The sequence below is a fragment of the Bradyrhizobium uaiense genome (assembly GCF_010811875.1).
In the GTDB taxonomy this organism is placed as follows: domain Bacteria; phylum Pseudomonadota; class Alphaproteobacteria; order Rhizobiales; family Xanthobacteraceae; genus Bradyrhizobium; species Bradyrhizobium uaiense.
On record NZ_VKHP01000007.1, the window covers coordinates 81697 to 92010 of the forward strand.

At 63.1% G+C, this 10314-nt stretch carries 12 protein-coding genes; 3 read left to right on the forward strand and 9 right to left on the reverse strand.

What is annotated here, in order from left to right; all coding sequences use genetic code 11:
* Positions 1-61: 61 nt before the first annotated feature.
* Positions 62-769 (reverse strand): NUDIX hydrolase, encoded by a 708-nt coding sequence (locus FNJ47_RS03575; protein ID WP_163150670.1) that lies wholly within the window; start codon positions 767-769, stop codon positions 62-64.
* Between the two features lie 114 nt (positions 770-883).
* Here FNJ47_RS03575 and FNJ47_RS03580 point away from each other — a divergent pair, with 114 nt between their 5' ends.
* Positions 884-1927 (forward strand): SPFH domain-containing protein, encoded by a 1044-nt coding sequence (locus tag FNJ47_RS03580; RefSeq protein ID WP_163150672.1) that lies wholly within the window; start codon positions 884-886, stop codon positions 1925-1927.
* A complete protein-coding gene (locus tag FNJ47_RS03585; protein WP_163150674.1) occupies positions 1911-2846 on the forward strand; it encodes a diacylglycerol kinase catalytic domain-containing protein in 936 nt (311 codons plus the stop codon). The genes FNJ47_RS03580 and FNJ47_RS03585 overlap by 17 nt, the downstream gene beginning before the upstream one ends.
* Before the next feature lie 22 nt (positions 2847-2868).
* Here FNJ47_RS03585 and FNJ47_RS03590 read toward each other — a convergent pair whose 3' ends face one another.
* The 4 genes from FNJ47_RS03590 to FNJ47_RS03605 all read right to left on the reverse strand — a co-directional run bounded on the left by FNJ47_RS03590 (position 2869) and on the right by FNJ47_RS03605 (position 4854).
* Positions 2869-3051: a hypothetical protein gene (locus FNJ47_RS03590; RefSeq protein WP_163150676.1), complete on the reverse strand. Its 183-nt coding sequence runs from the start codon at positions 3049-3051 to the stop codon at positions 2869-2871.
* Positions 3052-3078: 27 nt separating this feature from the next.
* Positions 3079-3768: a glycerol-3-phosphate 1-O-acyltransferase PlsY gene (plsY, locus tag FNJ47_RS03595; RefSeq protein WP_163150699.1), complete on the reverse strand. Its 690-nt coding sequence runs from the start codon at positions 3766-3768 to the stop codon at positions 3079-3081.
* Between the two features lie 24 nt (positions 3769-3792).
* Positions 3793-4245, reverse strand: a complete 453-nt coding sequence (locus tag FNJ47_RS03600) for a cupin domain-containing protein (RefSeq protein ID WP_163150678.1) — start codon at positions 4243-4245, stop codon at positions 3793-3795.
* A gap of 93 nt (positions 4246-4338) precedes the next feature.
* Positions 4339-4854 carry a GNAT family N-acetyltransferase gene (locus FNJ47_RS03605; protein ID WP_235999401.1) on the reverse strand — a complete coding sequence of 172 codons (516 nt, stop codon included), beginning with the start codon at positions 4852-4854 and terminating at the stop codon, positions 4339-4341.
* A 311-nt stretch (positions 4855-5165) separates the two neighbouring features.
* Here FNJ47_RS03605 and FNJ47_RS03610 point away from each other — a divergent pair, with 311 nt between their 5' ends.
* Entirely contained in the window at positions 5166-5534 is a 369-nt protein-coding gene (locus FNJ47_RS03610) for a hypothetical protein (protein WP_163150680.1), read from the forward strand.
* A 36-nt stretch (positions 5535-5570) separates the two neighbouring features.
* Here FNJ47_RS03610 and FNJ47_RS03615 read toward each other — a convergent pair whose 3' ends face one another.
* The 4 genes from FNJ47_RS03615 to FNJ47_RS03635 all read right to left on the reverse strand — a co-directional run.
* Positions 5571-6074, reverse strand: a complete 504-nt coding sequence (locus FNJ47_RS03615) for a hypothetical protein (RefSeq protein ID WP_163150682.1) — start codon at positions 6072-6074, stop codon at positions 5571-5573.
* A gap of 38 nt (positions 6075-6112) precedes the next feature.
* Positions 6113-6484 (reverse strand): hypothetical protein, encoded by a 372-nt coding sequence (locus FNJ47_RS03620; RefSeq protein WP_163150684.1) that lies wholly within the window; start codon positions 6482-6484, stop codon positions 6113-6115.
* Positions 6485-7647: 1163 nt separating this feature from the next.
* Positions 7648-8820, reverse strand: a complete 1173-nt coding sequence (locus FNJ47_RS03630; protein ID WP_235999405.1) for an acyl-CoA dehydrogenase family protein — start codon at positions 8818-8820, stop codon at positions 7648-7650.
* Positions 8821-8904: 84 nt separating this feature from the next.
* Positions 8905-10314, reverse strand: a 1410-nt coding sequence (locus FNJ47_RS03635) for a non-ribosomal peptide synthetase (protein WP_163150687.1), incomplete at its 5' end; no start/stop codon positions are given.

Sequence of the window (10314 nt, forward strand, 5' to 3'; positions counted from 1 at the left end):
TCAAATTGTCTGGATTGCAGCGATCCTGCGCGCCGTGACGCGGGCGCGCCCCCGACCGGCGTCACCCCGGCGGATTGAATGTCCGCGTGAAGAACACCGGCGCCTTGGCCTTCTTCAACCGATAGAGCTGCGCAGGCCGGTTCGGCCCTTTGCGCATCTTCGCGACCGGCTCGATCAGGTCGGCCGCGAGCATGCGGGTGCGGAACGCGCTCTTCTCCAGCGGACGATCGAGCACAATCTCATAGGTGCGCTGCAGTTCCGGCAGCGTGAATTCCTGTGGCATCAGATAGGCCGGCAGCGAGGTGTATTCGACCTTATTGCGCAAACGCAGCACGGCCGCCTGCAGGATCTCGGCATGGTCGAAGGCAAGCTTCGGCCTCACCTTCTCGCCCTCGACCGCGAACCACTGCGCATCCCCGGCTAACGCACCGCCGGCGGTGTGCTCCGGCAGCAATGCGAAGTAGGCATGCGTCGCAGACCAGCCGCGCGGATCTCTCGTGGCGCTGCCCCAGCTGCCGAGTTGCTCCAGATAGGGACTGACGACGCCGGTCTTGGCCTTCAGCCTGCGCACCGCGCAGGCTTCGAGGTCGCGGTCGCCGGCGATATCGACGAAGCCGCCGGGCAACGCCCAAGCTCCTGGAAACGGCTCGCTTTCCGCCTTCGGGCGTTGGACCAGCAGGACCTGAAGCGCGTCTGACCTGATGGCGAAGATGACGACATCAACCGTCGTCAACGGCCGCGGAAAGTCGAGTTCCGGCTTCTCTTGCATGCTCTCCCCGTCCTCCTCTGAACCCTTTCACGTCCCGGCTTGACAATAACATACTTAGTTGTACAGTCCAACTAACTTAGTTGTCCAGACACACTTATTCAGGAGTGCAACGCCATGTTCGGTCTCCGCTTCATCAAGGCCCAGCCGACCACCTATCTCATGAAATACCGCCGCGGTGCGGTGACCCAGCAAGGCGCCGGCCTGTCCGGCTTCTACTACGGGCCGGTCACCTCGCTGGTCGCGGTGCCGATCGGCAGCCGCGACGCCGCCTTCATCTTCCAGCAGATCGCACGCGACTTTCAGGCGCTGACCATTCAAGGCCATGTCACCTACCGGATCAGCGAGCCGCAGAAGGCCGCCGCGATGCTCAACTTCACGCTCAAGGCCGACGGCAAGACTTACGAATCCGACGATCCGGAAAAGCTGCCTCAGCGGATCCTGGCGACCGTCGAGGTGCTGGCGCAGCAGGCGGTCAAGGAACTCACCTTGAAGGAAGCGCTGCAGGCCGCCGACCGCATCGCCGGCCTGATCGAGAGCGGACTGCGCGGCCGCGCCGATATCGCCTCCCTCGGCCTCGAAGTCCTCGGCGTCTCGATCCGCGGCGTGAAGCCGACGCCGGATACCGCCAAGGCGCTGGAGGCCGAGGCGCGCGAGGCGATCCTCAAGAGCGCGGACGAGGCGATCTTCGCGCGGCGCAACTTTGCGGTGGAGCAGGAACGCGCCATCCGCGAGAGCGAGCTCGACACCGAGATCGCGGTCGAGCAGAAGAAGCGTTCGATCCGGGAGACCCAGATGGACGCCGAAGCCAGCGTCGCGGCCAAGCAGGCCGAGCTGCGCGAGGCCGGCATGGTCGCCGACATCACGCTGGAGAGCAGGCGCAAGGATTTCGTCGGCCTCAACGCCGAAAACACCCGCACGCTGGCGGATGCCGAGGCCTATCGGGTCGGTGCGCTGATGAAGATCTTCGAGGGCGTCGACACCCGCGTGATCCAGGCGCTGGCCTCAGCCGGCATGCAGCCGGGACAGCTGATCGCGCAGGCCTTCAGCGGCATCGCCGAGAAGGCCGAGAAGATCGGCCAGCTCAACGTCTCGCCCGATCTGCTCAACACGCTGCTGGACAAGCCCGCTGTGGAGGCTCCCCGTGCCCGCCGACAATGACCGCAAGATCGTCCTCGTCACCCGCAAGACGCGGCTCGAGGAGCTGATCGCAAAATACCTGACGGCGGCGCAGGCCCGGTTCTATGTCGAGCACCTCGGTGCCGACTTCTCCGACTACCAGCGCGAGCACGATGTCTACCAGGCCGAGCGTCGCGTCACCGTGCAGGCGCTGGAGCAATGGGGTCGCTACCAGATCATCGACCGGAGCTTCTTGCCGAACTTCATCTTCGGCCCCTCGGATATCGTGGTGGCGCTCGGCCAGGACGGCGTGGTCGCCAACACGATGAAGTATCTCGACGGGCATCCGCTGATCGGCGTCAATCCGGATGCCAAGCGCTACGACGGCATCCTGCTGCCCTTCGTGCCGCGCGACCTCCCTGCCCTGCTGCGCGAAGTCGCCGCCGAAAAGCGGGGCCACAAGGCGGTGACGATGGCCAAGGCCGCGCTCACCAACGGCCAGACGCTGTACGCGGTCAACGACCTCTTCATCGGCGCGCGCACGCACACGTCGGCGGTCTACGAGATCGCGCTCGCCGAACAGAAGGAGCGGCAGTCGTCGAGCGGCCTGATCGTGGCGACCGGCCTCGGCTCGACCGCCTGGTTCAAGAGCATCGTCACCGGATCGCTCGCAATCGCCGGTGCCTTCGGCGGCGGCAGCGACAGCCCGCCCTATCTGCCGCAAGCCTGGGACGCCGGCGCGCTGCGCTTTGCCGTGCGCGAGCCGTTTCCGAGCCGCACCTCGCAGGTGACGCTCATCTGCGGCAGCCTCGAGCGCGCCCAGCACCTCAACGTGCGCTCGCTGATGCCGGAGAACGGCGTCATCTTCTCGGACGGCATCGAGGCCGACCGGCTCGATTTCAATTCAGGGACCGAAGTGCAGATCACGGTCGCGGAGCGCGAAGGACGGCTGGTGGTGTGACGCCACCGCGAGCGCAGCGCAGTCACTCCGGAACAGGATGCCGCTTGGCCAGCTGGTCGAGTGAGAGATCGGCTTCCCGATCGGTCAGGGAAAAGCGGACGATCACGTCCTGACGGCCAAGCTGTCCCACGAGCCCGTCCGACGACCATTTCTGCGGCTCAGGTCCACGCGGACCTTCGACCCAAACGAAATACCACTGCGTCATGGCAAGCGTCCGATGACCGGCATGGGTTCAAGATTGGCGCTTCACCGCGGCATCCGCAATGGCTGATTGCCCAAGGCGTGGTTCCGTCCCCGCCAGCAGCCGCTGGATGTTGGCGCGGTGGCGCACGATCACGTAGATGCCGCCTGCAATCACCAGTAACCGGTAGGGCAACGGCTGCTCCAAGCCGCAGATAAGGGCGATCGCCGCCAACGCCGCGAACATCGAACCCAGCGAGACAATCCGGAAGATTGCCAGCGTCGCAGCAAAGATGGCCGCAGCACCCAACGCCACTGGCCAGGACAACGCCAGCAACACGCCGAGCCCGGTGGCGGCCGATTTGCCGCCTGAAAAATTCAGCCAGACCGAGCGGCCATGCCCCAGCAGCGCAGCCAGTCCGGCCAGGCCGACCGCCCAGGGCAGCCAGATTTGCAGGTCACCCCCCGCCGGCGGCGCGACGGACGGCCATGTCGCGAGTCGGGGATAAAACCAATCGGCAAAGACAATTGCACCCGCACCTTTCAGCACATCGATCAGGAGAACCACCAATGCAGGCCATTTGCCCAGGGTCCGCAACACGTTGGTTGCGCCGGTGGATCTGGAGCCATGCTCCCTGACGTCGATGCCCCTGAGCAGTTTCCCCGCCAGATAGCCTGTCGGCGTCGAACCGAGGAGATAAACGATCGCCAATCCCGCAACACTCGCGATCCAGAACATCACGGCATCCACCTCGACGCGCTCATGTCAGTAGGGCCTGCCGTCCTTGTGCAGAAAGCGACCATCGGAGCTCGGGCTCATCATGTCGATGTCCGAGCACGTGATGACATCGGTGCGCGAGCGCGAGCCGACCTCGAGATAGGTGGCCGTCATCTGCGACCTGTTGATCATATGATGCCCGTTGCCGGAGTTTTTCGCAAACGTCGCGCAGTCGCCGGCGCGCAGCACCGTCTCGCCGCCGTCCTCCACCAGCACCACCTCGCCTGCGAGTACATAAACGAATTCGTCCTCGTCCGAATGCCAGTGGCGCTGGCTCGACCAATTGCCGGGCGGCAGCCGCATCAGATTGACGCCGAAGTCGACGAGCTCGCCGGCATCGCCAATACGCTGCCGCACCCGCTCGGCGCATGGCGCGGCGAACTCGGCCGGATAGCCGGTCCCCTTGCGTTCCGGCACCTTTGTCAGGTCGATTTTCGGCATGGCAGTTTCCCCGGGCGATGGCAGCAAGCGAATGTGCGAATGGATGCGCCTATCGTACTGGAATGCCGGAATTGTGTCGCTATATCGCGCGCGTCAGCCGCGCCCGACCAGATCCTTCGCCATCAGGATGTCGTCATAGTAGCGGCCGTCGATCTTCAGCGCGTGCTGCTCCAGCCCATACGCGACAAAGCCCATGCTCTCGTAGAGCCGAACGGCAGGCTCGTTGCCCTTCACGACGATGAGTTGCACCAGCTCGACCGATTGCGCGGCGTGCTCGAGCGCGGCTTCGACCAGAAGGCGGCCGACACCACCGCGCCGGGCCGCCTGGCGCACATACATGCCGACCAGCGCGCCCTTGTGCTGCCGCTTCGGCCCATCGGCCGCGACGAAGCCGACGATGCCGGCGAGTTCGCTGGCCCGGAACGCTCCGAGCATCACAACGCCACGTGCGAGCCTCTCCGCAAACCAGGCGACGGGATGGGCGCTTTCCGTCTCATACGCACTGCCGAATGCCTCAGGGCTCAAGCGCAGCGCCTCGAGGCGGATGTCGCGATAGAGCGCAGCGTCCGCAGGGCTCAGGCGCCTGATCATGACAGGGGATGCGATCATTGGGTCTCTTTCGGTCAGGACAAGCCGTACACGACGAATAATGGGTGCCGCGCCGTTCGTCACTCCCAATGGAGGTTCCCCGGACCGAACCCTACGACCCACACAGGACCTCCGCCATGCCGCCGATCGTCAAGGGGAAGCGTAGGAAATTTGCCGCAGTCGTCTCACAACAATTGCCGGAATATCTGATGCGAGCGACGGCAACCCCGACCAGATGCGACCGATTGTAGGAAGCAGGCGAAGACGGCAATGAACAATCCGGAAGACAGCTGCCGCGACAGTGTCCAGGCCTCGACTGCGTTTCCGACGCGATGGACGGCGATTGGGGCGACCGGGACTGGGAGCAGATCGTGGTGAATTACGAAACGCTGCTTCATGCGCCGGACCAGACCACCAGCGCGACTGCGTTCTCCGTCGCGCGTCAAAAGGGCGGTCGTCATGAATGTGTCGACTTTCGCCTGTCCGATGCAGCAGAAGACGGCCTCGAACGCGTCAAGCGCGATATGCATGCCCAGAGCGGGACATACTGGACGACCTGCGCTGTCACGATCGAGCGCGACGGACGTTACCGGTTCGACTATGGGTACGATGCTCCCTACCGCCTGTCGGGAAACGTCGACGACCGACGCTTTGCGGACTACCTGACACGCTATCTTGCGGAGAAGAACGGGCGGCAGTGACCGCCAGTTCAGGAGCGTTGCATCGCCGATACCGCGCTACTGACCCGGCACGACATTGACGTAGGCGTCGCCGCAATAGTGGTCCGGCTGGCTGCAATTGGCGAAGCGTTCTTCCACCACAAGCAAATAGGCGTTGTAGGCCCGGTCGGCGGGCGGCTCAAACTGCAGGTGAAGCTGGAGATCGTCGAACGATTGATTGGGCCCCAGCACGTCCGCCCCGCCGGAGAGGTCCCGCGCATAGATCTCGGCCGTCTTGTATCCCTGAATATTCGGGCTGTTGCCTGATTTCGGAGCCTGTGCCGCCCACAGCGAGATTCGGAGCGACCCCGAGGGCAAGGTACCCTTATTGTAGATGCTCTTGATGGAAAGGTCCGCATGTCCGGAGCCGAGCTTCAGTGACACCGCGCCCTGAAAATCGATCTTCGAGTCGAGGATCGCCACCGCGCGCACGACGGCCGGAGCCACGGTTAGCACTACCCCAACAAATGCGGCCGACAAGGCGCACCCGAGCTGCGCTCTTCGTTTCATGGCGACTGCCATCTTTTGCTCACCGCAATCTCCGGGACATCATGCGGGGCTCAGCAAGTCCGGTCCGCCGAGAGCTTGTCGCACCATTCGAACGTGGTCTTGAGGTCGGTGGCGGAGAGCACCGTATGGCCGCGATTTCGCTCGTAGCCCATCGCCGGCCGGCCGTTCAGTTCGCCCGACCACCAGGCCCCGGCATTTCTGCCGAAGAAGCTGACTGCGATGCTTCCGAACGAAAATCGCAGGTCATGCTGCCCATCCGTCGCAACAGTATCGCTGACGCTGCATGGCTTCGGCTGCGCCGCGTCGAGCGCACAGAAGCCGGACCAGTTCACCAGCCCTTGCGCCGAGCTGCCGGCAGTCCCGGCTAGACTTGCGACCGCTGCGATCAATCCGGCCGTGACGCCCCGCACCGTTCGAGCCATTATGTCGCCTCTTCCATTCCCGCGCCCGTCGTGGCGGTCAGAAATATGCGTCTCGTTGGGGCGGAATTGTGTTGCGGCTTGCCGCGTCGTCGATCGAGCCCATTCCTGCCGATCGCCGGACCGAGTCTCGAGCCGCAACGGCCCGTCCGCAGTGTGACGGCGAGCGTCGCAAGAATCGTCCTATTGCTGATCTCGAGCTTACGGAAGATGTGATGCAAACGAACCTTGATGGTTCCGTCGGCCACCTTGATCGACCGGCCTCGGTTCGACCGCCTGGTTCAGGAGCATCGTCTCCGGATCGCTCGCGATCGCCGGCGCCTTCGGGAGCGGCAGCGACAGCCCGCCCTATCTACCGCAAGCCTGGGACGGCGGCGCACTGCGCTTTGCCGTGCGCGAGCCGTTTCCGAGCCGCACCTCGCAGGCGACGCTCGTCTGCGGCAGCCTCGAGCGCGCCCACCAGTGCGAAAAGAGGGCATCAGCGTGGAGGCCGAAGCCAGTCATACCTCACGCCATCTTACACCACACGGCCTGCAAACTTTCTGCTCAGACGTATTACTTAGAAAGACCCTAGGCACACTCTGAGCGGAAGCCGTATTTTTCTTCCCTTATCCGGGACCTGGCCGCCAGCTCGGTTAACTTGGCAGAGCTTCGTTTTCGCACTTTGACCCCATCTCCGAGGTCACTACATGACTCAAGGCCACATCTGGTACGTCTCCTTTGTCGATCAACGCGACGCTCCACCCGATAGGCATGCGCGAAGGACTACGACGTTCGAATCCGAACTGGAAGCAAAGCAGTTCACGAGGACGCTGACGCAGGACCGGAGAGTCACGGGCCTTACGGCCGGAACGATCAACCCGTACCAGCCAAAACGCGTCGTCGGATCTAGAGAAATCGGCCGATGGCTGGGCGACATTTAATACCGCCATGCCGCATGGCCGCAATTCCCGCGACGGCTTGAGCAAATGGCAGCAGGTGATGGCCGGTAGAAAAATTCGGTTTCAGCTCCACAGGACGGCCTGTAACGCAGCGACTGATGCGACCGGACAGGTAAGATAGCGAGCATTCCACGTCGAGGGATTGGCTTGAACCGTTCGGCTGGCCATGTCGCCAATTATGGAAACCGCGGCGTTGGTCTAGAAATGTCGCTCTTCGCCCCAGGCTCACGACATTGACGCGACCACCTCCAGCATCACCTCCGTCGCGCCGCCGGCAATGGAGAGAACGCGGGCGTCGCGCGATATGCGCTCAATCGGACTTTCCCGCATGACTCCCATGGCACCGTGGAACTGGACGCACGCATACACCACCTCGTTGACGAGTTCGCCGCAGATGGCCTTCAACATCGAGATCTCGCGCATGCAGTCATCGTCCGCCGCCATGCGCCAAGCGGTGGCATAGAGAAAGGCGCGGCTTGCCTCCACCCTCGCAGAAAGCATCGCGAGACGCTGACGGATCGCCTGCATGTCCCAAAGGACGCCTTCGAATGCGCGGCGCGTTTTCACGTAAGTGAGGGTCATATCGATCGCCGCCTCGGCCATCCCGATAGCCATGGCGGCGAGGACAAGGCGCTCATTCTGCAAGTTGCGCATGATGGAGTAGAAACCTTGTCCTTCCGCGCCGAGCACGTTCTCGGCAGGAATGCGGCAACCGTCGAAGACGAGTTCGGCCGTATCGGAGGAGCGCCAGCCGAGCTTATCCAGCTCGCGAGCCACGCTGAAGCCCGGTGTGCCCTTCTCGACGAGGAACATCGTGATCCCGTTGCTCCCTGCCGCGGGATCGGTCTTGGCCGCAACACAGTAGAGATCCGCGCAGACGCCGTTCGTGATATACAGCTTCGTACCATCGAGCACATAGGAGTCGCCGTCTCGGCGCGCGCGCGTGCGGATGGCCTTCACGTCCGAGCCCGCATCCGGCTCAGTGATGGCGATCGCAGTGATCACCTCTCCGCTCACAATGCCCGGCATCCAGCGAGCCCGTTGGGATTTGGTCCCGTCGTGAAAAACATAACTGGAAGCCATCTCGGCATTGACCAGCATTGCATCTGCGGCGCCGCCATAGGTGGAACGACCGAGCTCCTCCGCGAAGACAGTCGACGCGACTGCGTCCATCTCAGCACCACCGTACTCGGCCGGATAGCGGATGCCGAAGAATCCAAGTTCGCCCATGCGACGCAGAACCTGACGCGGAATGCCTCCCTCCTCCTCCCAGCGATCCGCACAGGGCTTGATTTCCTCCTCGACGAAGCGACGGACCTGGTCCCGTAAGAGCTCATATTCCGCCGCCGCCCAAGGCAGCTCCTGCCCTTGCGCCGATGCCCAAGCATTGTCCATCATTCTCATCCGCTCCGCTATGAGTTCAACGCTCAAGGTCCAGACCGTATCAGCGCCCTTGCGACCATTTGCGGCCCTTCCGACGGACTAGAGTTCGATTTCCTCGCGCGGTCCGCCCGAGAGTGAAGCAGCCCTGGAATCGGCCACCCAGCGCATCCCGTCGATCACCTCCGCCAGTTCGGCCACGGTCGGACGCTCGAACAGGTTGCGAAGTTGCACGTCGACGCCGAAGATCTTTCGCATGCGCGCCACCGCTCTCACGACCAGGAGCGACTCCCCGCCAAGATCGAAGAAGTTGTCGTGGCGTCCGATCGACTTGACCTTGAGAAGGTTGCACCACAGGGCGGCCAAAGCCTTCTCGGTCTCGGTTGACGGGGCGGCGAACTCGTGTGCCGGCTGAATGCTGTCCGCCGTCGGCTCGGGAAGCGAGGCGCGGTCGATCTTGCCGTTCGACGTGAGCGGCATCCGTTCGAGGCAGACATAGTGCGCTGGAATCATGGACTCCAGGAGTTCTTCGGCGAGGTGGGCGCGCAACTCCGCCACGGTCAGAGGTTTCGAGGAGACATAGTAGGCTACGAGCCGCGTGATTGCGCCCTCTTCAGCATTTCCCACAGGAATGGGAATAGCTACGACGGCGCATTCCTGAACGTGGGGCTGCTTGAGAAGCCGCGCTTCGATCTCACCCAGCTCGACACGCGTGCCACCAACCTTCACCTGATGATCCGCGCGGCCAAGAAATTCCAAGCGTCCTTGCGAGTTCCAACGGGCAAGATCGCCCGTCTTGTACAGCCGCAGCCTCGAAAAGCCATCTCGGGGATCTGTAACCGTGCGGAACCGCTCCTCGGTCAGGTCGAGGCGATTAAAATATCCCTTAGCGAGACCATCGCCTGCGATGAACATCTCACCGACGACGTTGGGGCCTGTCGGCTGATATTCCTTGCTGAGAACGTAAATTCCCGCGTTGGCGGCCGGGACGCCAATCGGCACCGATGCGGATTGATCCTGGTCTACGTCAAACCGATGAATCATGCAGCCCACTGTGGCTTCGGTTGGTCCGTACTCGTTGTAGATCTCGACAGGATGAGGGATGGCTTTCGTGATATCGCGAGCCAGCTCGGTCTTGAAGTCCTCGCCGCCCACAATGAACTTGCGCAATCTCGTGGCCTCAAGATTGCGGTCGCGGATCATCGCGAGGTGCGCAGGTGTCAGCTTGATGATATCGACGGCATTGTCGTCGACCACCTTGAGCACGACCATGTTCTTCACCCCCGGGTCGCCAAGATAGACCACGATCCGGCCGCCCGTGATGAGCGGCGCGAAGAGCGTCGTGACGGTGAGGTCGAAGGCAAGAGATGAGAAGAGTGGCCATGCGAGAGGCCGGCCGGAACTGTACACGCGCGCGGCCCACCAGATGTAGTTCATGAGGCTGCGATGCTCGATCTCGACGCCCTTGGGGGTACCGGTCGAGCCTGAAGTGAAGATGATGTAGGCGACGCC

Coding starts and splice junctions, on each gene's coding strand:
- FNJ47_RS03575 (WP_163150670.1), bottom strand. CDS start 769: ATGCAAGAGAAGCCGGAACTCGACTTTCCGCGGCCGTTGACGACGGTT.
- FNJ47_RS03580 (WP_163150672.1), top strand. CDS start 884: ATGTTCGGTCTCCGCTTCATCAAGGCCCAGCCGACCACCTATCTCATG.
- FNJ47_RS03590 (WP_163150676.1), bottom strand. CDS start 3,051: ATGACGCAGTGGTATTTCGTTTGGGTCGAAGGTCCGCGTGGACCTGAG.
- FNJ47_RS03600 (WP_163150678.1), bottom strand. CDS start 4,245: ATGCCGAAAATCGACCTGACAAAGGTGCCGGAACGCAAGGGGACCGGC.
- FNJ47_RS03605 (WP_235999401.1), bottom strand. CDS start 4,854: ATGATCGCATCCCCTGTCATGATCAGGCGCCTGAGCCCTGCGGACGCT.
- FNJ47_RS03610 (WP_163150680.1), top strand. CDS start 5,166: ATGGACGGCGATTGGGGCGACCGGGACTGGGAGCAGATCGTGGTGAAT.
- FNJ47_RS03615 (WP_163150682.1), bottom strand. CDS start 6,074: ATGGCAGTCGCCATGAAACGAAGAGCGCAGCTCGGGTGCGCCTTGTCG.
- FNJ47_RS03620 (WP_163150684.1), bottom strand. CDS start 6,484: ATGGCTCGAACGGTGCGGGGCGTCACGGCCGGATTGATCGCAGCGGTC.
- FNJ47_RS03630 (WP_235999405.1), bottom strand. CDS start 8,820: ATGATGGACAATGCTTGGGCATCGGCGCAAGGGCAGGAGCTGCCTTGG.